General features: G+C 72.6%; 25 protein-coding genes. 8 read left to right on the top strand and 17 right to left on the bottom strand.

Going from position 1 to position 25,619, the window contains the following annotated elements:
- Positions 1-3: 3 nt before the first annotated feature.
- The 8 genes from hisF to hisD all read right to left on the bottom strand — a co-directional run bounded on the left by hisF (position 4) and on the right by hisD (position 5,956).
- Entirely contained in the window at positions 4-762 is a 759-nt protein-coding gene (hisF, locus tag OHA86_RS28740; RefSeq protein WP_329179834.1) for an imidazole glycerol phosphate synthase subunit HisF, read from the bottom strand.
- Positions 759-1,163: a Rid family hydrolase gene (locus tag OHA86_RS28735; protein ID WP_329179833.1), complete on the bottom strand. Its 405-nt coding sequence runs from the start codon at positions 1,161-1,163 to the stop codon at positions 759-761. Before OHA86_RS28735 ends, hisF begins: the two co-directional genes overlap by 4 nt.
- Entirely contained in the window at positions 1,160-1,888 is a 729-nt protein-coding gene (priA, locus tag OHA86_RS28730; RefSeq protein WP_329179831.1) for a bifunctional 1-(5-phosphoribosyl)-5-((5-phosphoribosylamino)methylideneamino)imidazole-4-carboxamide isomerase/phosphoribosylanthranilate isomerase PriA, read from the bottom strand. Before priA ends, OHA86_RS28735 begins: the two co-directional genes overlap by 4 nt.
- A 41-nt stretch (positions 1,889-1,929) precedes the next feature.
- Positions 1,930-2,565, bottom strand: coding sequence for an imidazole glycerol phosphate synthase subunit HisH (hisH, locus tag OHA86_RS28725; RefSeq protein ID WP_329179829.1), 636 nt, complete (start codon positions 2,563-2,565; stop codon positions 1,930-1,932).
- A 9-nt stretch (positions 2,566-2,574) separates the two neighbouring features.
- On the bottom strand, positions 2,575-2,727 hold the full coding sequence (locus OHA86_RS28720; protein WP_167983691.1) for a hypothetical protein: 153 nt from the start codon (positions 2,725-2,727) through the stop codon (positions 2,575-2,577).
- 177 nt (positions 2,728-2,904) lie between these two features.
- Positions 2,905-3,498 carry an imidazoleglycerol-phosphate dehydratase HisB gene (gene hisB / locus OHA86_RS28715; RefSeq protein WP_329179824.1) on the bottom strand — a complete coding sequence of 198 codons (594 nt, stop codon included), beginning with the start codon at positions 3,496-3,498 and terminating at the stop codon, positions 2,905-2,907.
- Positions 3,495-4,616 (bottom strand): histidinol-phosphate transaminase, encoded by a 1,122-nt coding sequence (locus OHA86_RS28710; protein WP_329179823.1) that lies wholly within the window; start codon positions 4,614-4,616, stop codon positions 3,495-3,497. Before OHA86_RS28710 ends, hisB begins: the two co-directional genes overlap by 4 nt.
- Entirely contained in the window at positions 4,613-5,956 is a 1,344-nt protein-coding gene (hisD, locus tag OHA86_RS28705; RefSeq protein WP_329179821.1) for a histidinol dehydrogenase, read from the bottom strand. The genes OHA86_RS28710 and hisD overlap by 4 nt, the downstream gene beginning before the upstream one ends.
- A gap of 115 nt (positions 5,957-6,071) precedes the next feature.
- On the opposite strand from hisD, the gene OHA86_RS28700 reads away from it, so the two are divergent.
- The 3 genes from OHA86_RS28700 (at position 6,072) to ybaK (ending at position 9,200) form a co-directional block, all read left to right on the top strand.
- A complete protein-coding gene (locus OHA86_RS28700) occupies positions 6,072-7,652 on the top strand; it encodes an oxidoreductase (protein WP_443071909.1) in 1,581 nt (526 codons plus the stop codon).
- Between the two features lie 326 nt (positions 7,653-7,978).
- The gene (locus OHA86_RS28695; RefSeq protein ID WP_329179819.1) at positions 7,979-8,698 is read left to right on the top strand and encodes an LON peptidase substrate-binding domain-containing protein; all 720 of its coding nucleotides are present in this window, start codon (positions 7,979-7,981) and stop codon (positions 8,696-8,698) included.
- Between the two features lies 1 nt (position 8,699).
- On the top strand, positions 8,700-9,200 hold the full coding sequence (gene ybaK / locus OHA86_RS28690) for a Cys-tRNA(Pro) deacylase (RefSeq protein WP_329179817.1): 501 nt from the start codon (positions 8,700-8,702) through the stop codon (positions 9,198-9,200).
- Positions 9,201-9,211: 11 nt separating this feature from the next.
- Here the strand turns inward: ybaK and OHA86_RS28685 are convergent, their stop codons facing one another.
- The 4 genes from OHA86_RS28685 to OHA86_RS28670 form a co-directional block, all read right to left on the bottom strand.
- The gene (locus OHA86_RS28685) at positions 9,212-9,964 is read right to left on the bottom strand and encodes a hypothetical protein (RefSeq protein ID WP_329179815.1); all 753 of its coding nucleotides are present in this window, start codon (positions 9,962-9,964) and stop codon (positions 9,212-9,214) included.
- A 34-nt stretch (positions 9,965-9,998) separates the two neighbouring features.
- Positions 9,999-10,829 carry an ABC transporter permease gene (locus OHA86_RS28680; protein ID WP_329179813.1) on the bottom strand — a complete coding sequence of 277 codons (831 nt, stop codon included), beginning with the start codon at positions 10,827-10,829 and terminating at the stop codon, positions 9,999-10,001.
- Positions 10,830-10,944: 115 nt separating this feature from the next.
- Positions 10,945-11,997 carry an ABC transporter ATP-binding protein gene (locus OHA86_RS28675; RefSeq protein ID WP_329179811.1) on the bottom strand — a complete coding sequence of 351 codons (1,053 nt, stop codon included), beginning with the start codon at positions 11,995-11,997 and terminating at the stop codon, positions 10,945-10,947.
- A 125-nt stretch (positions 11,998-12,122) separates the two neighbouring features.
- Positions 12,123-13,364, bottom strand: a complete 1,242-nt coding sequence (locus OHA86_RS28670; protein ID WP_329179810.1) for an NYN domain-containing protein — start codon at positions 13,362-13,364, stop codon at positions 12,123-12,125.
- Positions 13,365-13,636: 272 nt separating this feature from the next.
- Between OHA86_RS28670 and OHA86_RS28665 the strand changes: the two genes are divergently transcribed.
- On the top strand, positions 13,637-13,819 hold the full coding sequence (locus OHA86_RS28665; protein WP_329179809.1) for a hypothetical protein: 183 nt from the start codon (positions 13,637-13,639) through the stop codon (positions 13,817-13,819).
- A 109-nt stretch (positions 13,820-13,928) separates the two neighbouring features.
- On the opposite strand, the gene dnaE is transcribed toward OHA86_RS28665, so the two are convergent.
- On the bottom strand, positions 13,929-17,483 hold the full coding sequence (gene dnaE, locus OHA86_RS28660) for a DNA polymerase III subunit alpha (RefSeq protein ID WP_329179807.1): 3,555 nt from the start codon (positions 17,481-17,483) through the stop codon (positions 13,929-13,931).
- Positions 17,484-17,650: 167 nt separating this feature from the next.
- Between dnaE and OHA86_RS28655 the strand changes: the two genes are divergently transcribed.
- From OHA86_RS28655 to OHA86_RS28645, 3 genes are read left to right on the top strand one after another with little or no spacing between them, the layout of a single operon-like run.
- A complete protein-coding gene (locus tag OHA86_RS28655; protein WP_329179806.1) occupies positions 17,651-19,012 on the top strand; it encodes a DUF2252 domain-containing protein in 1,362 nt (453 codons plus the stop codon).
- A gap of 37 nt (positions 19,013-19,049) precedes the next feature.
- Positions 19,050-19,745 (top strand): hypothetical protein, encoded by a 696-nt coding sequence (locus tag OHA86_RS28650; RefSeq protein ID WP_329182591.1) that lies wholly within the window; start codon positions 19,050-19,052, stop codon positions 19,743-19,745.
- 52 nt (positions 19,746-19,797) lie between these two features.
- A complete protein-coding gene (locus OHA86_RS28645) occupies positions 19,798-20,607 on the top strand; it encodes a thioredoxin domain-containing protein (protein WP_329179804.1) in 810 nt (269 codons plus the stop codon).
- 28 nt (positions 20,608-20,635) lie between these two features.
- Here the strand turns inward: OHA86_RS28645 and OHA86_RS28640 are convergent, their stop codons facing one another.
- Positions 20,636-21,244: a dienelactone hydrolase family protein gene (locus OHA86_RS28640; protein ID WP_329179801.1), complete on the bottom strand. Its 609-nt coding sequence runs from the start codon at positions 21,242-21,244 to the stop codon at positions 20,636-20,638.
- Between the two features lie 26 nt (positions 21,245-21,270).
- Between OHA86_RS28640 and OHA86_RS28635 the strand changes: the two genes are divergently transcribed.
- A complete protein-coding gene (locus OHA86_RS28635; protein WP_329182590.1) occupies positions 21,271-22,380 on the top strand; it encodes a mechanosensitive ion channel family protein in 1,110 nt (369 codons plus the stop codon).
- 21 nt (positions 22,381-22,401) lie between these two features.
- Here OHA86_RS28635 and OHA86_RS28630 read toward each other — a convergent pair whose 3' ends face one another.
- From OHA86_RS28630 to OHA86_RS28620, 3 genes are all read right to left on the bottom strand, one after another.
- Positions 22,402-24,003 carry a Na+/H+ antiporter gene (locus OHA86_RS28630; RefSeq protein ID WP_329179800.1) on the bottom strand — a complete coding sequence of 534 codons (1,602 nt, stop codon included), beginning with the start codon at positions 24,001-24,003 and terminating at the stop codon, positions 22,402-22,404.
- Between the two features lie 132 nt (positions 24,004-24,135).
- Entirely contained in the window at positions 24,136-24,549 is a 414-nt protein-coding gene (locus tag OHA86_RS28625) for a GNAT family N-acetyltransferase (RefSeq protein WP_329182589.1), read from the bottom strand.
- Between the two features lie 50 nt (positions 24,550-24,599).
- On the bottom strand, positions 24,600-25,541 hold the full coding sequence (locus OHA86_RS28620) for an RluA family pseudouridine synthase (RefSeq protein WP_329179798.1): 942 nt from the start codon (positions 25,539-25,541) through the stop codon (positions 24,600-24,602).
- Positions 25,542-25,619: the final 78 nt, after the last annotated feature.

Below are 25,619 nucleotides of genomic sequence, written 5' to 3'. Positions count from 1 at the left end.
GCCTTATCGCACCGGGTGGCCCGCGGAGCGCAGCGCCGACTTGACCTCGGGGATGCGCAGGTCGCCGAAGTGGAAGACGGACGCGGCCAGTACGGCATCGGCCCCGGCGGCGACGGCCGGCGCGAAGTCGTCCAGCCGCCCTGCGCCGCCGGACGCGATCACCGGCACGGACACCCGGGCCCGTACGGCCGCGATCATCTCGGTGTCGTAGCCGTCCTTGGTGCCGTCCGCGTCCATCGAGTTGAGCAGGATCTCCCCGGCGCCCAGCGCCGCGGCCCGCTCGGCCCACTCGACGGCGTCGATACCCGTCCCGCGCCGGCCGCCGTGCGTGGTGACCTCGAAGCCCTCGCCCGAGGCATTGCGGCGGGCGTCCACCGACAGCACCAGCACCTGCCGCCCGAAGCGCTCCGCGATCTCGCGGATCAGCTCGGGCCTGGCGATGGCCGCGGTGTTGACGCCGACCTTGTCCGCGCCCGCCCGCAGCAGCTTGTCGACGTCGTCGGCGCTGCGCACCCCGCCGCCGACGGTGAGCGGGATGAAGACCTGCTCGGCGGTGCGGCGGACCACGTCGTAGGTGGTCTCCCGGTCGCCGGAGGACGCGGTGATGTCCAGGAAGGTCAGCTCGTCCGCGCCCTCGGCGCCGTAGAGCCTGGCCATCTCGACCGGGTCGCCCGCGTCGCGCAGATTCTGGAAGTTGACGCCCTTCACGACCCGTCCGCCGTCCACGTCCAGGCAGGGGATGACGCGCACCGCCAGGGTCATTCGATGTCTCCTCGGAAAGCTTCGATCTCGACTTCCACCAGCACCCGGGAGTCCATGAACCCGGCCACCACGACCAGCGTCGCGGCCGGCCGGACCGCGCCGAACAGCTCCCGGTGGGCGCGGCCCACGTCGTCGGCGTCCCCGGCGTGGCTCATGTACATCCGGGTGCGGATGACGCTGTCCGGCCCCAGGCCGAACGGCTCCAGCGCGGCCAGCGCGTTGCGGAAGGCCAGCAGCGCCTGCTCGTACGGGCTGCCCTCGCCGCGTACCTCGCCGTCGACCAGCGGCATCGTGCCCGACACCAGCACTCTGTCCCCCGCGGCCACGGCCCGGGCGAAGCCGATGGTCTCCTCCAGTGGACTGTCGGACTGCTCGCGCCGTACTGCGGGGGATCCGGTCATCGTGAAACTGCCTCCAAGGCCTCTTCGAGAGTGAACGCCTTCGCATAGAGCGCCTTGCCGACGATCGCGCCTTCCACACCCCGCGGGACAAGAGAAGCGATGGCGCGCAGGTCGTCGAGGCTGGAGACACCGCCGGACGCGACGACCGGGCGGTCGGTGACCGCGCACACCTGGGTCAGCAGCTCCAGGTTGGGCCCTTGCAGGGTGCCGTCCTTGGCGATGTCGGTGACGACGTAGCGGGCGCAGCCCTCGGAGTCCAGCCGGGCCAGCGTCTCGTAGAGGTCGCCGCCGTCCCGGGTCCAGCCCCGGCCGCGCAGGGTGGTGCCGCGCACGTCGAGGCCGACCGCGATCCGGTCGCCGTGCTCGGCGATGATCTTCGCGACCCACTCCGGGCTCTCCAGCGCGGCCGTGCCCAGGTTGACCCGGGTGCAGCCGGTGGCGAGCGCGGCGGCGAGCGTGTCGTCGTCGCGGATGCCGCCGGACAGCTCGACCTTGATGTCCATCGTGCGGGCCACCTCGGCGATACGCGCCCGGTTGTCGCCGGTGCCGAAGGCCGCGTCGAGGTCCACCAGATGCAGCCACTCGGCCCCCGCGTCCTGCCAGGCGAGGGCTGCGGCGAGCGGGTCGCCGTACGACGTCTCGGAACCGGACTCGCCGTGCACGAGGCGTACGGCCTGGCCGTCCCTGACGTCGACGGCGGGGAGCAGTTCGAGCAGCTTGGTCATCGGATGTGCGTCCTTGCGGGTGGGATCGGTGGGCGGCGGGTCTAGAGGGTGTCGAGCCAGTTGGCGAGCAGCAGGGCGCCTGCCTCGCCGGACTTCTCCGGGTGGAACTGGGTGGCCCACAGCGGCCCGTTCTCCACCGCGGCCACGAACGGCTCGCCGTGGGTGGTCCAGCTGACCCGGGGGCTGCTGATGCGTTCGCTCTGCGTCTCCAGGTCCCAGCTGCGGACCGCGTAGGAGTGCACGAAGTAGAAGCGGGCGTCCTCGTCCGCGCCCGCGAACAGCCGGGAGCCCTCGGCGGCCTTCACCGTGTTCCAGCCCATGTGCGGGACGATCGGGGCCCGCAGCGGCTCGACGGTGCCGGGCCACTCGTCCAGGCCCTCGGCCGCCACGCCGTGCTCGATGCCGCGGGCGAAGAGGATCTGCATGCCGACGCAGATCCCCATCACCGGCCGGCCGCCGGCCAGCCGCCGCCCGACTATCCAGTCGCCGCGTACGCCCTTGAGCCCGGCCATGCAGGCGGCGAACGCGCCGACGCCGGGCACCAGCAGGCCGTCGGCCCGCATCGCCCGGTCGAAGTCGGCGGTGATCTCGACCTCGGCGCCGGCGTGCGCGAGGGCGCGCTCGGCGGACCTGACGTTGCCGAATCCGTAGTCGAGGACGACGACGTTCTTGCTCATCCCGGCCCCCTAGAGCTGGAGCAGACCGGTGACGAGTGCCATCACCGATCCGATCGCCAGCAGCGCGATCAGGCTCTTGGACTGCTTCTGCTGCCAGAACGAGTACACCCCGCCCGCCAGGAACAGGCCCAGCAGTATGAAGAGGGTCGATCCCTTGCTCACTGTGATTGTCCGTTCGCTTCTCCGCCCGCGCGGCAACCGCTCGCGCCGAGCCCTGACTGCGGCCGAGTGGCCTTGCGTGCGTCGCTCACCGTGATTGTCCGTTCGCTTCTCCGCCCGCGCGGCAACCGCTCGCGCCGGATGCTGATTCTCCGCCCGTGCGGCGACGGCTCGCGCCGCTCACAGCGCGCCCTTCGTCGACGGCAGGATGCCCGCCGCCCGCGGGTCGCGCTCGCTGGCGTAGCGCAGCGCCCTGGCGAGGGCCTTGAACTGGCACTCCACGATGTGGTGCGCGTTGCGCCCGTACGGCACGTGCACGTGCAGGGCGATCTGGGCCTGGGCGACGAAGGACTCCAGGATGTGCCGAGTCATCGTGGTGTCGTACGAGCCGATCATCGGCGCCATCTGCTCGGGCTCGCTGTGCACCAGGTACGGGCGGCCCGAGAGGTCCACGGTGACCTGGGCGAGTGCCTCGTCCAGCGGGACGGTGCAGTTGCCGAAGCGGTAGATGCCCACCTTGTCGCCGAGCGCCTGCTTGAAGGCGGCGCCCAGCGCGAGCGCGGTGTCCTCGATGGTGTGGTGGGTGTCGATGTGGAGGTCGCCCTCGGTCTTCACCGACAGGTCGAACAGCCCGTGCCTGCCGAGCTGGTCGAGCATGTGGTCGTAGAAGCCGACGCCCGTGGACACGGCCACCTGCCCGGTGCCGTCGAGGTCGATCTCGACGACCACCGACGTCTCCTTGGTGGTGCGCTCGACGCGGCCCACGCGGGTCATACCTGCTCCTCCGTAGTGCTGTGCTCCTTGAAGACCGCCCGTGCCGCGTCCAGGAACGCGTCGTTCTCGGCGGGGGTGCCGACCGAGACGCGCAGCCGGCCCGGCACGCCGTTGTCCCGTACCAGGATGCCGTGCGCGAGCACCGCCTCCCAAGCGGCGTGGCTGTCGGCGAACCGGCCGAACTGCACGAAGTTGGCGTCCGAGTCGGTCACCTCGTAGCCGGTCGCGCGCAACTCGCCGACCAGCCGGTCGCGTTCGGCCTTGAGCTGGTCGACGTAGCCGAGCAGCGTGTCGGTGTGCTCCAGCGCGGCCAGCGCCGTCGCCTGGGTGACCGCGGACAGGTGGTAGGGCAGCCGGACGATCTGCACCGCGTCGACCACCGCGGGGTCGGCGGCCAGATAGCCGAGCCGCAGCCCGGCCGCGCCGAACGCCTTGGACATGGTGCGGGTGAGCACCAGGTTGGGCCGGCCCTCGATCAGCGGCAGCAGCGACGGCCGGTGCGAGAACTCTCCGTAGGCCTCGTCCACCACGACCAGCGAGGGGCGGGCGGCCTGCGCGGCCTCGTACAGCGCCAGGACGGTCGCGGCGTCGACGGCGGTGCCGGTCGGGTTGTTGGGCGAGCAGATGAACACCACCTCGGGGCGGCGCTCGGCGATCTCCCGGGCGGCGGCGGCCACGTCGATGGTGAAGTCGGCTTTGCGCGGCCCGGAGATCCAGCCGGTGCCGGTGCCCCGGGAGATCAGCGCGTGCATCGAATACGACGGCTCGAAGCCGATGGCGCTGCGGCCGGGGCCGCCGAAGGTCTGGAGCAGCTGCTGGATGATCTCGTTGGACCCGTTCGCCGCCCACACCTGGGCCAGGCCGACCGGGTGCCCCGCGGTCCTGGTCAGATACGCCGCGAGCGCGGTGCGCAGCTCGACCGCGTCCCGGTCGGGGTAGCGGTTCAGGCCGCGGGCGGCCTCGGCGACCCGCTCGGCGATCCTGGCGACCAGCGCCTCTGGCAGCGGGTACGGATTCTCGTTGGTGTTCAGCCGCACCGCCACGTCGAGCTGGGGGGCGCCGTAGGGGGACTGGCCGCGCAGCTCGTCACGGATGGGCAGGTCGTCGATGCCGGTCATACGGCATCGCCGCCGCCGCGCGGGCCCGGGGCGACGTCGCCGCCGAACCTGACGCGTACCGCCTCGCCGTGCGCGGGCAGGTCCTCGGCGTTGGCCAGCGTCACCACGTGGGCGGCGACCTCGGCCAGGGCGTCGCGGGAGTAGTCCACCACGTGGATGCCGCGCAGGAAGGACTGCACGGACAGGCCGGAGGAGTGGCAGGCGCAGCCGCCGGTGGGCAGGACGTGGTTGGACCCGGCGCAGTAGTCGCCGAGCGAGACCGGGGCGTGCGGGCCGACGAAGACCGCGCCGGCGTTGCGCACCCGGGCGGCGACCGCGGCGGCGTCCCTGGTCTGGATCTCCAGGTGCTCGGCGGCGTAGGCGTCCACCACCGCGAGGCCCTGCTCCAGGGTGTCGGTCAGCACGGTCGCCGACTGGCGGCCGGACAGCGCGGCGGTGATCCGCTCGCGGTGCCGGGCGACGGCGACCTGGACGTCCAGCTCCTTGTCGACCGCGTCGGCCAGCTCGGGCGAGGTGGTGACCAGCACCGCGGCGGCCAGCGGGTCGTGCTCGGCCTGGCTGATCAGGTCGGCGGCGACGAAGGCGGGGTCCGCGGAGTCGTCGGCGAGGATCGCGATCTCGGTGGGACCCGCCTCGGCGTCGATGCCGACCCGGCCCTTGAGCAGCCGCTTGGCGGCGGCGACGTAGATGTTGCCGGGTCCGGTGACCAGGTTCACCGGGCGGCAGTCCTCGGTGCCGTACGCGAACATCGCGACGGCCTGGGCGCCGCCGGTGGCGTAGACCTCGGTCACGCCGAGCAGCGCGCACGCGGCGAGGATGGTGGGGTGCGGCAGGCCGCCGAAGTCCTTCTGCGGCGGCGAGGCCACCGCGATGCCCTCGACGCCGGCCTCCTGGGCGGGCACCACGTTCATCACCACGGACGACGGGTACACCGCGAGGCCGCCCGGCACGTACAGCCCGACCCGCTCGACCGGCACCCACCGCTCGGTGACCGTGCCGCCGGGCACCACCTGGGTGGTGACGTCGGTACGGCGCTGCTCGCGGTGCACGATCCTGGCCCGCCGGACCGACTCCTCCAGGGCGGCCCTGACCGCGGGGTCGAGGTCGGCCAGCGCGGTCTCCAGCGCCTGCGCCGGGACCCGCAGCGAGGCGGGCCGCACCCCGTCGAACCGCTCGCCGTGATCGAGCACCGCGGCCGAGCCCCGATGGCGGACGTCCTCGCAGATCGGCCGCACTGTCTCCAGGGCGGCCTCCACGTCGAAGTCGGCACGGGGCAGCAGCTCGCGGTCGATGCCGGCCTCGGGGAAGGCGGCACCGCGCAGATCGATTCGGGAGATCACGCTGCCAAGTGTAGGGACCCGGGCATGCGGGACGTTCCCGAGTTCCACTCCGTGATACGACGCCGTCGTACCGACCCGCTACGGTGTGCGGCGCGACGACGGGGAGGGGAATCGGGTGACCGAGGCCGCCGGCGGGACACCGCCGCAGGACTGGACGCCGGTGGAGCGGCGCATGTGGCAGGCCTTCCGGGAGGGCCGCACCTGCGATCTGCGCACCGGCCGCGCCGGCGGGGACGACCCGCTGGCCGGGCCCGCCTGGGGCCCCGACCGCACGGTACGCGCGCAGGCCGTCGCCGAGCTGCTGCTCGACGGGCCGCCCGCGGTGCCGGGGCGGGTGACCGCGCTGAAGCTCGCCGGGGTGCGGATCAGCGGGCGGCTGATGCTGGCGGGCGGCACGGTCACGCCGTACGTCCAGCTGGACGACTGCCGCTTCGACGATCCGCTCATGCTCCAGGAGTGCCGGATCGGCAGCATGCGCCTGGTGCGCTGCCGGCTGCCCCGGCTGGACGCGGCCCGGCTCCAGGTCGGCGGCGACCTGCACCTGCCGCAGTGCCTGATCACCGACGGCGTCCGGCTGGCCGACGCCCACATAGGCACCGACCTGCTGCTCAACCAGCTCACGGTGCGGCGCGGCCGGGCGGCGCGGGCCTTCGCCGCGGACGGGCTGACCGTCGGCCAGGACGTGGACGCAGAACTCATCGACTTCACCGGTGAATTCAGCCTGCGCAGCGCCCGTATCGGCGGCCGGCTCAGCCTGCGCGGCGCCACCCTGCGCAATCCCGGCGGCAGGCAGGCGCTCAACGCGGCCCGTATCGCGGTCGAGCACACCCTCTACCTGTCCGGCGGGTGGAACGCGCTGAGCGCCGGCGGCGGGTCGGCGCCTCCGCCGGAGGACGTCACGGTGCTGCCCTTCACCTGCCACGGCGGTCTGCGGCTCGACGACGGGCGGTTCGGCAACGCGGTGATCATCAGCCGGGCGCGCTTCGTGCTGGCCGGCGAGCAGCAGGTGTCGCTGCGCCGCATCCAGACGCCCGAGCTGTGCTTCACGCTGCCGCGGGCGCCGGAGGGCGAGGTCGTGCTGTCCGGCGCCCGGGTCGGCAAGCTCAACGACACCCCCAGTGCCTGGCCCTCGGCGGGGCGGCTGCGGATGACCGGCTTCAGCTACGACACGCTCCCCCCGCTCGCCGACTTCCCGCTGCGCGAGCGGCTCGGCTGGCTGGCGGCGGCCACCCCGGAGTTCCGGCCCGAGCCGTACGAGCGGCTCGCCGCGGCGCTGCGGGCCGCGGGCGAGGACACCGAGGCCCGCGAGGTGCTGCTCGCGCGGCAGCGGCGGCGCCGCGAGACGCTGACGCCCGCCGGGCGGGTGTGGGGCTGGCTCCAGGACATTACCGTCGGTTACGGCTACCGGCCGGGCCGGGCGGCGGTCTGGATGGCGGTGCTGTGGGCGCTGGGCGCGCTGTATTTCGCGCTGCACCCCACGCCTGCGGCGGCGGACGCGGGAGGTTACCGGCCGCACTGGAGTCCCGCGCTCTACGCCCTGGACCTGCTGCTCCCGGTCATCGACCTCGGCCAGGACAATGCGTGGCGGGAGACGGGGGTCGCGCAGTGGGTGGCCTCGCTCCTCACCCTGCTGGGCTGGATGCTCGCCACGACGGCTGCCGCCGGTGCCAGCCGCCTCCTCCGCCGCGGCACCTGACGTCCCCCCGCCCAGCCCGGCATACGGGCCTCCCCTCGCCCCTGGGTGCTTGCCCTCCGCGGCAGAGGACGAGCCCCGTAGGCGCGCGGGAAACTGCGCGGCCAGCCGGGACACACCGCAAGTGCGACATGTCACCGCACGTGGCACACCCGGGGGCGCGGGGAACTGCGCCGCCAGCCATGACGCAACCGTCGGGCAAGGGGCGGGCGGCCACCGCCCCAGGGCCGCGGGGACCCCCACCGGGGGGAAGGTCCCGGGCCGGGCCGGGAGAAGGAGCCCGGGGGGACGACGCACACCCACCCCGGAGGGGAATACGCTGGCTCACTGTGACCGATCGGATTCCGCTCTTCCCCCTGGGTGCCACCCTCTTCCCCGGCCTCGTGCTCCCGCTGAACGTCTTCGAGGAGCGCTACCGAGCCCTGGTCGCGGATCTGCTCGCGCTGCCGGAGGACGCCCCCCGGCGATTCGGCGTGATCACGATCAAGAACGGCCAGGAGGTGGCCCCCACGGGCCAGGAGGGCCGGTCCTCCGGCCCGGCCGCGGGTCTCGGGGACGACCCGCTCGCCGCCCTCCACACCATCGGCTGCATCGCGGACGCGACCGGCATCGCCGAGCGCGACGACGGTGGCTACGAGCTCGTCGCCACCGGCCTGCTCCGCTTCAAGCTGCTCTCGCTCGACACCGAGGGCCCGTATCTGACCGCGGAGATCGAGGAGATCCCGGAGGACCCGGGGGGCGGCGCGGGCGCGCTGGCGTCCGAGGTGACCCGGGTCTTCGGCACGTACCAGAAGCGGCTGGCGGGAGCGCGGGAGCGCACCTTGGCGCCGGGCCAGGAATTCCCCGACGATCCGACCGTGCTCTCCTACCTGGTGGCCGCCGCGCTGATCGCTGAGACGCCGGTGAAGCAGACGCTGCTCGAACAGCCGGACAGCGCGGCCCGGCTGGCCGCGGAATTGCGGCTGCTGCGGCGCGAGACCGCCGTCATCGACAAGCTGCCGTCGCTGCCCGCGGTCGATCTGACCAGCCAGCCGATCAGCGCGAACTGACGTGGCCAGGAAGCGGACCGGCGCCGCCGGGGGGACGCCCGCCGTCGTCGCGCTGGAGAAGGCGGGCGTGCCCTTCACCGTGCACTCCTACGAGCACGACCCGTCCTCGGGCCTGTCGTACGGGGACGAGGCCGCGGCGGCCCTCGGCACGAGTCCCGAGCAGGTGTTCAAGACGCTGGTCGCGGAGGTGGACGGCGTACTGACCGTCGCGGTCGTCCCGGTGGCCGGGTCGCTCGACCTCAAGGCGCTGGCGGCAGCGGCGGGCGGCAAGCGGGCCGCGATGGCCGACCCGGCGGCGGCCGAGCGCAGCACCGGTTACGTGCTGGGCGGCATCTCCCCGCTGGGCCAGCGCAAGGCGCTGCCGACGGTCCTGGACAGCTCGGCGCTGGCCTTCGCCACGGTCTTCGTGTCCGCGGGCAGGCGCGGCCTCGAAGTGGAGGTGTCCCCGGCGGACCTGCGGGCGCTGACCGCGGCGACCCCGGCCCCGATCGCCCGCGTCTGAGCCGGAGGGCGCTACTCCTTGGCCGGCGGTGCCTCCGGGGGCGCCTCCGGGGGCGCCTCGGGGGGCGCGGGGGGCGCGGACGGCGCGGACGGCGCGGACGGCGCGGACGGCGCGGACGGCGCGGACGGCGCGGACGGCGGGGTCCAGTAGACCTCGGGCGGCGCCGCCTTGGCGCCGGCCTCCGGGTCCCGGGGGCCGAACGCGGACGTCAGCGCCACGTGCGCGACCATCGCCGCGATCGACCAGGCCACCAGCGCGGACTTGGCCCGCAGCTCCAGCGGGGCGTCGAAGACGACCTTCGGGCCGACCGCGGTGGCGTGCGCCACGATGTTGGTGTCGGGGCCGAGCCAGACGCCGAGCCGCCAGCCGACGACGGAGGCGAGGACGCCGCCCGCCGCCAGCCCGAGGACGGTGCCGATGCCGCCGCGCCGGTAGCGCAGGAAGACCGCGGCGCCGGTCAGCAGCCCGAGACCGGCCGCGATGAGCGCGAAGGTGCCGTCGCCGCCGATCGCCTCCTCGCCCTCGGTGTCCTTGAGGTAGACGGCCTTGCCGTCGGAGATCAGCGGCACCCGGGGCGACAGCCACAGCCACAGCAGGCCGAGGGCGATTCCGCAGGCCGTGACGCACAGCGCCACCAGCGCGCCCCTGCCGACCTCGGCGAGCACCGTTTTCATCCGCCCCTCGCCCTTGCCGGGACCGGACCCGGCCCCCGGATACGGCGGCAGGTCGGGCGACTGGTCGTGGGGAGTCAGGGGTGCGGTCACCCGCCCATCGTGCCAGGTCCGGCTGTGCGATGCCTCACCGGCGGGCGGCCCTGCGGTAGGCCCAGGTGGCGACGGCGAGCGAGACGACGCCGACGGCGGCGCACACCGACAGGTCGCCGAGGACCGCGGCCCAGTCCGTACCCGCGCTGCCGCCCAGCGTGCGGGCGAAGGCCTCGACGCCGTAGGTGGACGGCAGCAGGTCGCGGACCCAGCGGATGGGCTCGGCCAGGTGCGAGGCGGGCAGCACGCCGAGCAGCAGCGCCGCGGACATGCCGAGCTGGCCGAACAGCGTGGCGATCTCCTGCCGGGGCGCGAGCAGCCCGAGGGCCGCGCCGAGCCCGGCCAGGGCGGCGCCCGCCAGCGGAACCACCACGGCCAGTACCCACAAGGTGGTGAGCGTGAGGTGGAAGAGCACGCAGCCGACGATCGCGGTGATCAGTGTGCCGGGCACGGTGAAGGACGCGTAGGCGCCGGCCGCGCCCAGGACGACGGCGGCGGGCGGCACCGGCAGGGTGGCGTAGTGGTCGAGGCCGCCGGAGGCCCGTAGCTGCCCGAAATACTGCGCGAGCAGGTTGAGGGCGACGAAGGCCACGACCAGGACGCTGGACCCGGCGACGACGGCCCGCGCCGCCTCGCCGTCGCCCGCGTCGACGACCCCGCGCATCATGACCATGATCCCGACGGACTGGAAGGAGGCCACGAACAGCAGCGGGATCCGCGCGACCCGGGCGCGGGACAGCTGCGCCCGGTAGACGGCGCCGAGGGCGGGCCACAGCCGCGCCCGCGGCGCGAGCGGCGCCGGCCCGCCCGTGTCGGCGGCTGCGGCACCGGCCCGGTCGGCCCCGGCGTGTGCGACGACGGTCATCGGCGGCCTCCCGGCCTGGAGAGCGAACCGGCACGGACACAGCGGCGGCCCCCCGGCCCGGTGGCCGTACCGGCCCGGGAGCGGCGGGACCCGGCGCGGAAGGACAGTGCCGGGGTCATGACTTCACCAGGCCCTTCGCGCGGCCGCCCAGGGCCAGGTAGACGTCCTCCAGGCTGGGGGTCGCCAAGGTGAAGTCGTCCAGGGCCGCGTAGGCGGGGCCGCCCGTGACGTCGGCGACGGTGGCGCGGGCCCGGTCGTGCGGGAGGCGCAGGGTCCAGCGGCGGCCCGAGATGTCGGCCAGCGGCCGCAGCGCGGCGATCTCGGGCAGGTCGAGCGGCGGGTCGGTGCGCCACACCAGGTCGAGGCGTACCTCGTCGGCGACCAGGGCGCGCAGCCCGGCGGGGGTGTCGCAGGCGATGACCCGGCCCTGGTCGAGCACGGCGACCCGGTCGAGCACGTTCTCCGCCTCGATGACGTTGTGGGTGACCAGCAGCACCGTGGCGCCGTTCTCCGCCCTGCGGCGGCCGATCGCGGCCCAGACCGCCCGGCGGGCGACCGGGTCCATGCCGGTGGTGGGCTCGTCCAGGACGAGGACCGGCCGCTCCCCCACCAGTGTCGCGGCGAAGCAGGCCAGGCGGCGCTGGCCGCCGGAGAGCCGTTTGATCGGGCGGGACGCGATCGGGCCGAGGCCGAGTTCGTCCAGGACGGCGTCCCTGGCGGCGCGGGCCGCCGCCGCGTCCAGGCCGCGCAGCCGGCCGGTGGTCTCGGCGGCGAGCGACACGGTCAGCTCGTCGAGTGCGGTGGACTCCTGGCCGAGGTAGCCGATCAGCCGGGCGGCCCGGTCGGGGTGGCGTACGAGGTCGTGGCCGAGCAGGTCGATACTGCCGGCGTCCGGCCGCAGGAGGCCGGTGAGCTGGCGTACCAGGGTGGTCTTGCCCGCGCCGTTGGGGCCGAGGATGCCGAACAGCTCGCCGCGCCGCACATCGAGGTCGATACCGTCGCTGGCGCGTACGGCCGCGGGCTCGGCGGCGGGGCCGCGGCGGCGCGGTCCCGGGCGGCGCGCGCCGGAGCCGGCCGGGTACGTCCTGATCAGTCCGCGCACGGTGCAGACCGTGTCGCGGGCCGAGGCGACCGCTTGGGGCGCCTTGTCCTCCGTGCCCGTGTTCACGAGGATCGAGACTACGCGGCGCGGACGGCTTGTGCCGCAACGGGGGTTGCCCGAGGGGGCCCGCGGCGATCTTCGCGCGGCGGGCACCGGGCCGGCCGGGGCCGCCGCGCGGGCCCGCGGCCGGGTCAGTCGGCGCCCGGGCTGTGCTCGACGCCGGTGCGGGTGTCGACCTCGCGCCAGAACCCGGCCCTGATCGCGTACCGGTCGTGCTCGTCGATCTGGTCGTCCTTGTGGGCGAGCAGGCCGAAGCGGGCGGCGTACCGCAGCAGCTCGCCGTCGATCCGGTGCGGGACCCGCGGGTAGTGGGTGGACAGCTGCTGGAGCTGCCCCGAGTCGGTGAGGCGGGCGGTCCAGCGGCGGGCGAAGACCTGGCCGACCTCGTACGGATCGCCGCTGACCGCCGTGATGTCGGCCTCCCGGTCCGCCCAGCGCTGCTCGGCGGTGGTGAGCTGGGCCAGGGTGGGCAGGCCGCTGGTGTCGGGGACGTCGGGTCCGCCGGCGCCCCGGTCGGTCCAGCCCTTGTCCGAGGACCAGCGCAGGGTGGCGCTGGGGGCGGGGTGCGGGGTGGCCGGCGCGGGGTGCGGCTTGCCGAGGCCGGCCAGGTCCTTGGGGGTGGGTACGCCCTTGCCGCCGGTCCCGGCGGGTTCCGCCGGCTCGGCCGCGGGCGCGGTGCCGTTCTCCGAGGGATGCGGGGGGTGGGCGGGGTGCGGCTCCTGGCGGGACGTCCCGGTGGCGGACTCGGGCAGCGGCGCGGACAGGATCGCGGCGATCTCCGGGCCGATACCGGGCCGGGTGCCGCCCGCCGGGAGGCAGATCCCGTCCCTGGCCCGGATCGCGGCGGTGATCCACTCGCGGTCCAGCACCCGGCGTTCGTCGGCCTCGGCGACCAGGTCCTCGGACTGGTTGTAGTCGCCGTCCGCGGCCTGTACGGCCCACAGGTGGACGGCGACGCCGTGCTCCTTGGCGGACATCATGCCGGGCAGCAGGTCGCCGTCACCGGTCACCAGGACGATGTCGGAGCAGGCCCGGTTGCGGGCGAGTTCCGACAGTTCGGCGTGCATGGCGGCGTCGACGCCCTTCTGCGCCCAGCGGCCGTCCGTCCGGGTGAGCGCGCCGAGGCGTACGGTCACCCGGGGCATCACCCGCAGCCTCCGGTGCTCGGGTTGCGGAACCCGGTCGGGTGCTCCGTCGAACCAGTAGATCCGCAGCAGCGGCTGCCCGGTCTCGCGCTCGGCCCTTTCCCGCAGGCCAGCCACGACAGCGGCATGATCAACGATGATCCGGGAACGAGACGGCTCACCGGCCAGAAGGCTTGCTGCTGCGCCCAGTAGATATCCGGCGTCCACCAGGACGACGCAGCGGTCCATATCGCACCTCTTCCGGTCGCCCCCTCGGCCCTGAATCCTCCCAGGTCTCACCGAGTCTGCCCGAATGCCGGGGCGTTATGAGCTCGAACACGATCTTCGGCGTGGCGGTCGGTCGTTTTGCGTCACTCCTACCCCACCCAACTGCCCGAAATGCGCGCTTCGTACTCCCGTGCAAATCTGATGGCGGCCGCTCGGCCGCGAGCCCGCTGGGCGCCAAGCCCGCAGGGCGGCAGGCCGTTCGGCCGACATCCCCTCATCAGGAAGGCAGGACAGTGGCCAAGAACCGGAATCAGAACCCGAACCAGAACCGCCGGTCCGAGCAGAACCAGGACCAGCAGCGCAACTCCTCCGCGCAGGAGCAGGAGCAGGCCAGGAGCCGCCACGCGGACGAGCAGATGACGCCGGCCTCCACGCAGGTGCCGCGCAAGCAGCAGAAGCGGTTCGGCCACAACTGAGCCTGCCGCACCGGCGGTTCGGCACAGGCGGGGGTGTCCCTTCCGGGGCGCCCCCGCGCCCGTTGGACGGGCGGCCCGCCACCGGGGCCGGCGGCGGGCGCCCGCCGGGTCAGCCCGCCTGCTGGCCCGCGCCCAGGCAGGCCGGGCCCAGCAGGGCCTTGAGGTCGCCGAAGAGCGAGGGATCGGCGGTCACCCGGTGCCGGTCGAGCCGCAGCACGGTGGTGGTCCGTGCGCCCTGCAGCCGCACCCGCACCTCGGTGTTGCCCTTGTGGCTGGCCAGCACCTCGCCGAGCCTGGCCACCAGCGGCGGGGTGACCTTGACCGTCGGGATGGAGATGCTCACCGGCGCGTTGGTGCCCACGTCGGTCAGGTCGGGGACCATCAGCTCCATCGCGACCAGCCGCGGGATGTCCTCGCGCTTGTCGAGCCGGCCCTTGACGAAGACGACCGCGTCCTCCATCAGTTGGGTGGACACCAGCTGATAGGTGGCGGGGAAGAACATGCAGTCCACCGAGCCGGCCAGATCCTCGACCGTGGCGATCGCCCAGGCGTTGCCCTGTTTGGTCATCTTGCGCTGGAGCCCGGAGATGATGCCGCCGATGGTGACGATCGCGCCGTCCTGGTAGTCGCCGGCCAGCGCGGCGATCGCGGCGTCGGTCTTGTCGCCGAGGATGTGCTCGATGCCGAACAGCGGGTGGTCGGACACGTACAGTCCGAGCATTTCGCGTTCCTGCGCGAGCAGATAGGTCTTGTCCCACTCGATGTCGGAGAAGACCACGTCCATGCCGAAGGCGGGTCCGTCGTCCGCGTCGCCCTCGCCCATGCCGCCGAAGAGGTCGAACTGGCCCTCGGCCTCCTTGCGCTTGACCTGCACCACGTTGTCGATCATCGTCTCGAAGTGCTCGGTCAGGCCGCGCCTGGTGTGCTGCATGGTGTCGAAGGCGCCGGCCTTGATCAGCGACTCGACCGTCCGCTTGTTGCAGACCACCACCTCGACCTTGTCGAGGAAGTCGGGGAAGCTCCCGTAGCGGCCCTTGGCCTTGCGGGACTTGACCACGGACTCCACCACGTTCTGCCCGACGTTGCGGACGGCGGTGAGGCCGAAAACGATCGTGTCGTCGCCGCGCGGGGTGAAGTTGGCGTTGGACTCGTTGACGTCCGGGGGCAGCACCTTGATGCCCATCCGGCGGCACTCGTTGAGATAGAGCGCCATCTTGTCCTTGTCGTCCTTCACCGACGTCAGCAGACCCGCCATGTATTCGGCCGGGTAGTTCGCCTTGAGATACGCCGTCCAGTACGACACCAGGCCGTACGCGGCGGAGTGCGCCTTGTTGAAGGCGTATCCCGCGAAGGGCACCAGGACGTCCCAGACCGCCTGGATGGCCTGGTCGGAGTAGCCGCGCTCGCGCATGCCGGCCTGGAAGGGGATGAACTCCTTGTCCAGGACCTCCTTCTTCTTCTTGCCCATCGCCCGGCGCAGCAGGTCGGCCTGGCCCAGTGAATAGCCGGCCAGCACCTGGGCGGCCTTCTGCACCTGCTCCTGGTAGACGATCAGGCCGTAGGTCACCTCCAGCACCTCGCGGAGCGGCTCTTCCAGCTCCTTGTGGATCGGGGTGATCTCCTGCTGCTTGTTCTTGCGCAGGGCGTAGTTGATGTGCGAGTTCATGCCCATCGGGCCCGGCCGGTAGAGGGCCGAGACGGCGGAGATGTCCTCGAAGTTGTCGGGCTTCATCATGCGCAGCAGGGCGCGCATGGGTCCGCCGTCGAACTGGAAGACGCCGAGCGTGTCGCCGCGGCCGAGCAGGGCGTAGGTGTTGGGGTCGTCCAGCGGCAGCGACAGCAGGTCGATGTCGATGTCCTTGTTGGCCTTGATCGACTTGACCGCGTCGTCCATGATCGTCAGGTTGCGCAGGCCCAGGAAGTCCATCTTGAGCAGGCCGAGCGACTCGCAGCTCGGGTAGTCCCACTGGGTCACGACGGCGCCGTCGTTCTTCGGCGAGAAGATCGGCACGTGGTCGATCAGCGGCTCGGCGGACATGATCACACCGGCCGCGTGCACGCCCATCTGCCGGACCAGGCCCTCGATGCCCTTCGCCGAGTTGATCACCTTGGTGACGTCGGGCTCGTTCTCGTACATCGCCCGGACCTCGCCCGCCTCGCTGTAGCGGGGGTGGTCCTTGTCGGTGATGCCGGACAGCGGGATGCCCTTGCCGAGGACGTCGGCGGGCATCGCCTTGGTGATCCGGTCGCCCATCGAGAACGGGTAGCCCAGCACCCGGGCCGAGTCCTTGATCGCGGCCTTGGCCTTGATGGTGCCGTAGGTCGCGATCTGGGCGACCTTGTCGGAGCCGTACTTCTCGGTCACGTAGCGGATGACCTCGCCGCGCCTGCGCTCGTCGAAGTCGATGTCGACGTCGGGCATGGACACGCGCTCGGGATTGAGGAACCGCTCGAAGATCAGCCCGTGCGGGACCGGGTCGAGGTCGGTGATGCCCATGGCGTACGCGACGATCGAGCCGGCCGCGGAGCCGCGGCCGGGGCCGACCGCGATGCCGTTGTTCTTCGCCCACATGATGAAGTCGGCGACCACCAGGAAGTAGCCGGGGAAGCCCATCTGGACGATGGTGTCCATCTCGTAGTCGGCGAGCTTCTGCCGGTCCTCGGGGATGCCGCCGGGGAAGCGCCTGTTCATGCCGCGGGCGACCTCCTCGCGGAACCAGGTGACCTCGGTGTACCCCTCGGGCACGTCGAACTTCGGCATCAGGTTCCTGAACTGGAACATGCCCTCGGTGTCGACCCGGTCGGCGATCAGCAGCTGGGTGTTGCGGCAGCCCTCCTGCCAGGCGTCGGAGGAGTCGATGGCGTACATCTCGGCGGCGGACTTGAGGTAGTAGCCGGAGCCGTCGAACTTGAAGCGGCCGGGGTCGGTCATGTTCGAGCCGGTCTGGATGCACAGCAGGGTGTCGTGCGCGGACGACTCCTCCGCGTACGTGTAGTGCGAGTCGTTGGTGACCACGAACGGCGCCTTGAGCTTCTTCGAGATCTCCATCAGGCCGTCCCTGGCCCTGCGGTCGATGTCGATGCCGTGGTCCATGATCTCGACGAAGAAATTCTCCTTGCCGAAGATGTCCTGGTATTCGGACGCGGCCTTGATCGCCTCGTCCATCTGCCCCAGCCGGATCCGGGTGGAGACCTCGCCCGAGGGGCAGCCGGTGGTGGCCATCAGGCCCTCGGAGTGCTCGCTGAGCAGCTCGCGGTCCATCCGGGGCTTGCGGAAGTAGCCCTCGAAGGCCGCGCGGGACTGGGCGCGGAAGAGGTTGTGCAGCCCGACCCGGTCGCGCGCCCAGATGGTCATATGGGTGTACGCGCCCGCGCCGGACACGTCGTCGCCCTTCTGGTGCGGGGCGCCCCATTTGACCGGTTTGTTGTACCGCCGCGACTCGGGCGCCAGATACGCCTCGATACCCATCACCGGGGTCACACCGGCGGCCTTGGCCTGGTGGAAGAAGTCGTAGGCGCCGTGCAGATTGCCGTGATCGGTGATGGCCACATGGCTCATCTCCATCTCGTTGCACGCCTTGAACATGTCCTTCAGTCTCGCCGCTCCGTCCAGCAGCGAATACTGGGTGTGGACGTGCAGATGAGTGAAGGGCTGATCGGTCAAGGCGGCGACACCTCCGGCGAGAACGGGCCATCGGAACGGGTTGTCTGGCGGCGTCGGTGAGTCTACGACCCGGGTACGACAGCGCGGGCCGCGACCCGGCGGCGGCAGCCGCCGCCGTGCCCCGGCCGGCAGGCAACCATCCGGGCGCCCGCGTCGTCCCCCCTGTCGTGGCAGACATCACTACGGGCGACGGCCCGCGCGGGCAGCACATCCTCTCCGTCTTCGACACCGCCTTCGGCGAGCTGCTCGCCGCCGACCCCGCGGCCTTCCGGGTGAAATTCCGCAAGATGGCCGCCTCGGCCTTCGCCTTCTACCGGGGCACCGCCTGCCTGTTCTACGCCGACCTGCACGGCGAGCAGGACCAGGGGCGCTATGTGACCGAGCGCACCGGCCGGGTGTGGATCCACGGCGACCTGCACGCCGAGAACTTCGGCACCTACCTGGCCGCCAACGGCCGGCTGGTCTTCAACGTCAACGACTTCGACGAGGCCTTCGTCGGCCCCTTCACCTGGGACCTCAAGCGCTTCGCCGCCTCGGTCGCGCTGCTGGGCTACGTCAAGGCGCTCGGCGACGACATGATCAGCCGCCTGGTGACGGTCTACGCCGACGCCTACCGCGAGCGCGTCCGGCTGCTGGCCAAGGGCGAGGCGGTGCCGCAGCTCACCCTGGACACCGCGCAGGGCCCGCTGCTCGGCGCCCTGCGCAGCGCCCGCACCCGGACCCGGGTGGGACTGCTCGACTCGCTGACCGAGGTGCACGACCACGACCGCCGCTTCACCGCGGACGGCGGCGCCATACCGCTGGACGCGGCCACCCGGGGCGCGGTGCTGACCGCCTTCGGGTCGTACCTGGAGACGCTGCCCGCGGCCAGCAGGGGGCGCCCGGACAGCCTGCGGGTCAAGGACGTGGTCGGCCGGCGCGGGATCGGCATCGGCAGCGCGGGCCTGCCGTCGTACAACCTGCTGCTCGAAGGCACCACCGACGCGCTGGAGAACGACGTCGTCATCTACATGAAGCAGGGCCAGACCCCGGCGGTCTCGCGGCACATCACCGACCCCGCGGTGCGCGGCTACTTCCTGCACGAGGGCCAGCGCACGGTCGTCTCGCAGCGGGCGCTGCAGGCGCACGCCGACCCGTGGCTGGGCTGGACCGAGCTGGCGGGCACCGGGCAGCTGGTCGCCGAGGTGTCGCCGTACGCGGTGGACCTGGACTGGTCGGACCTGGACGACCCGGCGCAGATCGAGGCGGTGGTGGCGGACCTGGGCCGGGCCACGGCGACGATGCACGCCGCCGCGGACGACGACAGCGGCCACTCGCTGGTGCCGTTCTCCACCGAGAAGGCCATCGACGAGGTGATCGGCGCGGACGAGGAGGGCTTCGCGCCGATGCTGGTGGACTTCGCGCACTCCTACGGCGACCGGGTCCGCGCGGACCACCGGATCTTCGTGGACCTTTTCCGCAACGGCCGCATACCGGGCCTGCAGCGGTCCCAGGACGCCCCGCGTACCACATCCGTTGCCCGCTCTTAGGTCACACATACAGGTACGCGTGGCACACTCTGTCGCCATGGAGGCGATACGACCGCGGCTGAGGGCACTGCGTGCTGCCCTCTTCGCCGCGCTGTGCGTCACGCTCTCCTCGACCTCGCACGTCCTGATGGCCAAGGCCCCGCTGCCGCTGCCCGCGGTGGCCGGGGCCTTCGCCGCGGTCTTCGCGCTGGCGTATCTGGTCACCGCCCGGCCCGAGTGCGGCTTCTGGACGCTGGCCGGCCTGATGGTGCCGCTCGAACTGGCCGTGGACACGCTGCTGACCACCGGGCAGCAGGCCTGCTACGGCCCGTCCGGCGGGCCGGTGACCGGCTCGTGGCGGTCGTTCAACGAGGCCTTCCTCTGCCACGGCGGCCATGTCGGCCCCGCGCCCGCCACCCCGCTGTCCGCGGTGCAGGGCGGCGCCGAGACCGCCGCGGGAATGCAGGCGGGCACCCTGCCCTGGCTGCTGCTGGCCGCGCACGTCTCGGTGGGCCTGCTGGCCGCCTGGTGGCTGCGGCGCGGTGAGGCGGCCCTGCACCAGGTGCTGCGGACCGTCGGCCTTGCCGCCTTCCGCCCGCTGCTGTTCGCGGTGGCCGCCGTCCGCGGCCCCCGCACCGGCCTGCCGCGCCGGGTGCGCCCCGCCGCCCGGAGCGCCGCCGCGGGAGCCCCCGCCGCCCGCTGGCCGCACCACGCCGTCGTGACCCGTGGTCCGCCCGTCCCGGTCGCCCTCTGACCGCAGGACCGGTACACCCCCCACTCACCACGCGTACTCACGGAGATCCGTCATGAGCAACCGCAACAGCAAGGCCAGCAAGGACGCCGCCCGCGAGCGGCTGCGCGCCCAGCGCGAGAAGGAGGCCAAGAAGGCCAAGGTCCGCCGGCAGCTGCTGGTCGGCGGCGGCGTCGTGGCCCTGCTGGCAATAGCCGGCGGCGTCGCCTACGCCGTCAACGAGATGAACAAGCCCAGCTACTGGTCGGACGCCGCCGACAACACCCTGGTCAAGCCGGCCAACACCTCGGGCACCGACGGCACGACCGTCATCGTCGGCGACCCGAAGAACAAGAACGTCGTCAAGGAGTACGAGGACCTGCGCTGCCCGATCTGCGCGGGCTACGAGCAGGCGGCCGGTGACGCGGTGCTCCAGGGCGCCAAGGACGGCAAGTACCAGATCGACTACACCTTCGCGACGTTCCTGGACGACGTGCAGGGCGGTTCCGGCTCCAAGAAGTCGCTCAGCGCCATGGGCGCGGCGCTGAACGTCTCGCTCGACGCCTTCGAGCAGTACCACAAGCTGCTGTACTCCAAGGACGTCCACCCGGACGAGAAGAAGGACGAGTTCAACAGCGCCGACAAGCTGATCTCGCTGGCGCAGAAGGTCCCGGCGCTCAAGGGGAACGCCAAGTTCTCCGACGCGGTGAAGAAGGGCACCTTCGACAAGTGGGCCCTGACGATGAGCCACAAGTACGACACCGCGCCGCAGGACGTGGTGCAGGGCGGCACCCCCTACGTCGTGGTCAACGGCACGCCGGTGAAGGTGCCGGGCCTGACCTCGGACCAGGTGATGTCCGCCTTCGAGGCGCAGCTCAAGAAGTAGCCGCGGTGCGCGGGGCTCCTCCGGCGGGCTATAGCTCCCGGAGGAAGTCCCGCGCGATCGCCCAGGTGCGCTCCGCGGCCTCGGCGTCGTAGTCGGCCAGCTGCGGGTCGGTGTAGAGATGGCCCGCGCCCCGGTAGCGGTGGATCTCCACGTCGGCGCCGGCCTTGCGCATCCCCAGGTACCAGGCGTTCAGCCAGTCGTCGGGCTCGAACGGGTCGGGGTCCGCGACGTGCAGCTGCACCGGGATGTCGGTGGCCGCGCCCTCCGCGATGTCCGACGTGCCGTGCAGGAGCAGCAGCCCGCGGGCCCGCTCGTCGCCCAGCGCGAGATTCTGCGCGATCGAGCCGCCCAGCGAGAAGCCCGCGTAGACCACGCCCCGCTCGGAATACGGCGCCGCCGCGGTCACCGCCCGGTGCAGCAGCTCCTCCCTGCCGATGTCGTCCCTGAGCCGCATGCCCTCCTCCGTGCTGTCCGCGGTCCTGCCGTCGAAGAGGTCGGGCACCACCACCTCGTGCCCGTCTTCGCGCAGCCGGTCGGCGGCGCTGTGCACGGCCGGTCGCAGCCCGTACGTGGAGTGGAACAGGACAATCGTCACAGGGTTTCCTTCGGCTGGTCGGGTACGCGTCCATAGTGCCATTGGGACTGAGGAGCGAAGAGGTGACCATGGAAGGCGCGTTGCGACCTGTACTCGTCGTGGGAACAGTGGTCACGCTGACCGTTGTTCTGGGCCTCGTCGTCGACAGAACGCTTCGCGCGGCGGACGCCCGGCACCCCGAGACGCCGCTGTGGCACCTGCTGCGCCGCTGCCGGCTGCCGTTGCAGGTGACGTTGTGCACGGCGATGCTGCGCGGCGCCTACCGCACGGTGCGCATCGCGGCCGAGCATCGCGCAACCGTCGGGCAGGGCCTCACGCTGGTGCTGATCGGCGCCACCGCGTGGCTGACGGTCCGGGTCGCGACCGCCGTCACCGACTCCTCCTACGCCCGCTATGCCGCGGTCTCCAGGGATGTCGCGAAGATCCGCCGGCTGCGGACCCAGTCGACGCTGATCCAGCGGGTGTTCACCGCGATCGTGGGGGTGATCGCGATCGCCTCGATGCTGTTCACCTTCCCCGCGATGCGTACCGTCGGGGCCTCGATGCTGGCGTCCGCCGGCATCATCGGCATCGTCGCCGGTGTGGCGGCGCAGTCCACGCTGGGCAATCTCTTCGCCGGGCTGCAGATCGCCTTCGGCGACATGGTGCGGATCGGCGACACCGTGGTGGTGGACGGCGAGTGGGGAACGGTCGAGGAGATCACCCTGACGTTCCTGAGCGTGCGCACCTGGGACGAGCGGCGGATCACGATGCCGGTGTCGTACTTCACCAGCAAGCCGTTCGAGAACTGGTCGCGCGGCGACGCGCGGATGACCGGCACCGTCTTCTTCCACCTCGACCACTCGGCGCCCGTCGACGGGATGCGCAAGCGGCTGCTGGAGATCCTGGAGCAGACGCAGGAGTGGGACCGCAGGGCGTGGGGTCTGGTGGTGATCGACACCACCCCGACCACCATCCAGCTGCGGGCGCTGGTCACCGCCAAGGACGCCGGCGACATCTTCGACCTGCGCTGCATCGTGCGCGAGCAGCTGATCGACTGGCTGCGCTGCGAGCACCCGTACGCGCTGCCGCGGCTCAGCACCTCGGACGCGCCGGGCCGGCGGGACGCGGCGCGGGACCGGGCCCCGGCGCCGCTGCCGGACACCGCCGGCCTCGGCCCGGGACCGGGCAAGCGCTGACCGCGGGGGCCGGCCGGCGGCTCAGCCGCGTACGTCGCCGCGTATCGAGCGCAGGTCCAGATGGCGCAGGACCCGGTCGACGACCTCCGGGTCGTTGCCCGCCTCGCTGCGGGCGGCCAGCACCTCGTGGCGGGCGGCGGACATCATGTCGTCCTGGATGCGGCGCAGCGCCTTGACCCTCTTGACCCGGCGGGCGTGCGACTCTCGGCGCTCGTCGTCCACGATGTCGGGCGAGATGCGGGCGCCCAGGTCGAAGGCCCTGCGGTGCAGCATCTCCGACAGGTCCTCGTCGATCGGCTCGCTCCGCTCGATCTCCCTGAGCCTGGCGCGGGCGGCGGCCATGGCGCGGACCGCGAGGGCGTGCTCCAGGGCGTGTTCCGCGTCGATGTCGCTGCTCACCCCGAGCCGCTTGACCAGCCAGGGCAAGGTGAGGCCCTGGATGACCAGGGTGGCGAGCACCACCGCGAAGGCGATGAAGAGCAGTTCCGCGCGGGCCGGGAACGGGCCGTCGTGGTCGGTTTTCAGCGGGATGGCCAGCGCCAGCGCGACCGAGGCCACCCCGCGCATCCCCGACCACCACATGATGACGGTCTCCCGCCAGGTCATCGGGATGTCCTCGTCCATGTCCCGCAGTTTGTGCAGCTTCCTGGCGACCCACGCGGCCGGCAGCAGATAGAGCAGCCGTACGCCGATCACCACGGCCACCACGAGGCCCGCGTGCCGGGTCATCGTGCCCCAGCTGCCCGAGCTGACGCTGAACACATGGTGCAGTTCGAGGCCGATCAGCCCGAAGGCGATCCCGGTGACCAGGGTGTCGACGATCTGCCAGAAGGTGGTGCCGGCCAGCCTGGCGGTCACGTCGTCGGCGGCGAAGGCGTTCTCGGCGAGGAACAGGGCGCTGGTGAGGACCGCGAGGACGCCGGAGCCGGCGAATTCCTCGGCGAGGGCGTAGGCGGCGAAGGGCACCAGCAGCGACAGGCCGATCTGCAGCGTCGGGTCGCCCACCACTCCCATGAGCTTGTTGGTGCCCCAGCCCAGCACCAGCCCGACGAGGACCGCGACCACCGCGGACAGCACCAGTTCGAGGACGGCGTGCGGCAGCGAGAAGTGCCCGGACACGACCGCGGCCACCGCCACGTGGTAGAGCACGATCGCCGTGACGTCGTTGAACAGCCCCTCGCCCTCCAGGATGGAGATCATCCGGCGCGGCAGCCCGAGCGCCCCGGCCACCGCGGTCGCCGCCACCGGGTCGGGCGGCGCCACCAGGGCGCCGAGCGCGCAGGCCGCGGCAAGGGTGATGCCGGGCACCACCGCGTCCACGACCGCGGCGACGGCCGCGGTCGTGACGAAGACCAGCGCCACCGCGAGCAGGAAGATCGCCCGCCGGTTGGCCGCGAACTGCCGCCACGAGGTGCGCTGCACCGCGGCGTACAGCAGCGGCGGCAGCACCAGCGGCAGGATCAGGTCCGGGTCGATCTGGACGTTGGGGACCTGCGGGATCAGCGCGAGCACCCCGCCGAGCAGCGTCATCAGCACCGGCGACGGCAGGTTGACGCGCTCCGCGACCGGGACCATCACGACGGCCGCGAGCATGAGCGAGAAGAACAGGGCGAGCTGATCCACGCACGTCACAGTGCCATGAGGGGCCGCCGCGGCCGTGGGACGCGCCGCATGGCCCGCGTGATCCCGCGCACACCGGGGCGGCCCGGCCGCCTCGCCACGGCCGGCGGGAGCGGTGCGGCGCCCGGGACCCCGCTACGGCCGCCAGGTGCGGCGCATGGCGCGGTGGGCGATGCCGGCGTCCTGGAATTCCGGGCCGTACGCGGTATAGCCGAGCTTGCGGTAGAAGCCGAGGGCGTGGACCTGGGCCTCCAGGTAGACGCCCGCGAGGCCGAGCCCGGCGGCCTCGTCCTCCAGGGCGCGCACCAGCAGGGCGCCACGTCCGGTACCGCGGGCGGCCTTGAGCACGGCGAGCCTGCCGAGCACCGCGATGTCCCGGTCGCCGCCGTTCTTGGCCGCCGCGTCCGCGCCCAGCAGCAGCCGTCCGGTGCCGGCGCCGGGGGCCAGCGCGTGCACCGCCCGGTCGTCCTTGCCGTCCCACTCCAGCTCGGCCGGCACGTTCTGCTCCACCACGAAGACCTCGTGCCGGATCGCGTGCACCGCGGCCATGGCCTCGGCGTCGTCCGCCGCGACCACCCGTACGGCGAGGTCCGGGGAGATCACCTGCTGTCCTCCCGTACCGTGTCCAGCGCGTGCTGGAGGTCGTCGGGGTAGCCGCTCTCGAACTCCACCCACTCGCCGTCCGCCGGGTGCTCGAAGCCCAGCCGCTTGGCGTGCAGCCACTGCCGGGTCAGGCCGAGCCGCTTGGCCATCGTCGGGTCGGCGCCGTAGGTGATGTCGCCGACGCAAGGGTGGCGGTGCGCGGACATGTGCACCCGGATCTGGTGCGTACGGCCGGTCTCCAGCTTGATGTCCAGCAGGCTGGCGGAGCGGAACGCCTCGATGAGGTCGTAGTGCGTCACCGAGGCCTTGCCGTCGGCGATCACGGCCCACTTGTAGTCATGGGTGGGGTGCCGGCCGATGGGGGCGTCGATCGTGCCGCTCATCGGGTCGGGGTGCCCCTGGACCAGGGCGTGGTAGCGCTTGTCCACCACCCGGTCGCGGAACTGCTGCTTGAGCCGGGTGTACGCGCGCTCCGACTTGGCGACCACCATCAGGCCCGAGGTGCCCACGTCGAGGCGGTGCACGATGCCCTGGCGCTCGGCGGCGCCGGAGGTGGAGATGCGGTAGCCCGCCGCGGCCAGGCCGCCGATCACGGTGGTGCCGGTCCAGCCGGGGCTGGGGTGGGCGGCCACACCGACCGGCTTGACGATGACGACGATGTCGTCGTCGTCGTGGACGATCTCCATGCCCTCGACCGGCTCGGCGACGATCCGCACCGGGGCCGCGGCCGCGGGCATCTCGACCTCCAGCCAGGCCCCGCCGTGCACCCGCTCCGACTTGCCCGCCACGGACCCGTCGAGCGACACCTTCCCCCCGGCCGCCAGTTCTGCGGCCTTGGTCCGGGAGAAGCCGAACATACGGGCGAGGGCGGCGTCGACCCGCTCGCCTTCGAGGCCGTCGGGCACGGGCAGGGAGCGGACTTCGGGAACGGTACTCACCCGACGAGTATGCAGGACCCGGCGCGGCCCCTCCGCCCGCGCGGGCGGGCGGGGGGCCGTCGGACGCGGCGGGCGGGC

Origin of the sequence: Streptomyces sp. NBC_01477 (genome assembly GCF_036227245.1) — a bacterium.
In the GTDB taxonomy this organism is placed as follows: Bacteria; Actinomycetota; Actinomycetes; order Streptomycetales; family Streptomycetaceae; genus Actinacidiphila.
This window is presented reverse-complemented; position numbering and strand designations above follow the sequence as displayed.

What these genes read in the sequence shown, in the direction of transcription:
- hisF (WP_329179834.1), bottom strand. Translation starts at nt 762, where the DNA reads ATGACCCTGGCGGTGCGCGTCATCCCCTGCCTGGACGTGGACGGCGGA.
- OHA86_RS28670 (WP_329179810.1), bottom strand. Translation starts at nt 13,364, where the DNA reads ATGGACCGCTGCGTCGTCCTGGTGGACGCCGGATATCTACTGGGCGCA.
- OHA86_RS28710 (WP_329179823.1), bottom strand. Translation starts at nt 4,616, where the DNA reads ATGACCGGCATCGACGACCTGCCCATCCGTGACGAGCTGCGCGGCCAG.
- OHA86_RS28650 (WP_329182591.1), top strand. Translation starts at nt 19,050, where the DNA reads ATGGAGGCGATACGACCGCGGCTGAGGGCACTGCGTGCTGCCCTCTTC.
- OHA86_RS28680 (WP_329179813.1), bottom strand. Translation starts at nt 10,829, where the DNA reads ATGACCGTCGTCGCACACGCCGGGGCCGACCGGGCCGGTGCCGCAGCC.
- OHA86_RS28645 (WP_329179804.1), top strand. Translation starts at nt 19,798, where the DNA reads ATGAGCAACCGCAACAGCAAGGCCAGCAAGGACGCCGCCCGCGAGCGG.
- OHA86_RS28625 (WP_329182589.1), bottom strand. Translation starts at nt 24,549, where the DNA reads ATGGCCGCGGTGCACGCGATCCGGCACGAGGTCTTCGTGGTGGAGCAG.
- OHA86_RS28635 (WP_329182590.1), top strand. Translation starts at nt 21,271, where the DNA reads ATGGAAGGCGCGTTGCGACCTGTACTCGTCGTGGGAACAGTGGTCACG.
- hisB (WP_329179824.1), bottom strand. Translation starts at nt 3,498, where the DNA reads ATGACCCGCGTGGGCCGCGTCGAGCGCACCACCAAGGAGACGTCGGTG.
- priA (WP_329179831.1), bottom strand. Translation starts at nt 1,888, where the DNA reads ATGACCAAGCTGCTCGAACTGCTCCCCGCCGTCGACGTCAGGGACGGC.
- OHA86_RS28640 (WP_329179801.1), bottom strand. Translation starts at nt 21,244, where the DNA reads ATGGCACTATGGACGCGTACCCGACCAGCCGAAGGAAACCCTGTGACG.
- OHA86_RS28735 (WP_329179833.1), bottom strand. Translation starts at nt 1,163, where the DNA reads ATGACCGGATCCCCCGCAGTACGGCGCGAGCAGTCCGACAGTCCACTG.
- hisH (WP_329179829.1), bottom strand. Translation starts at nt 2,565, where the DNA reads ATGAGCAAGAACGTCGTCGTCCTCGACTACGGATTCGGCAACGTCAGG.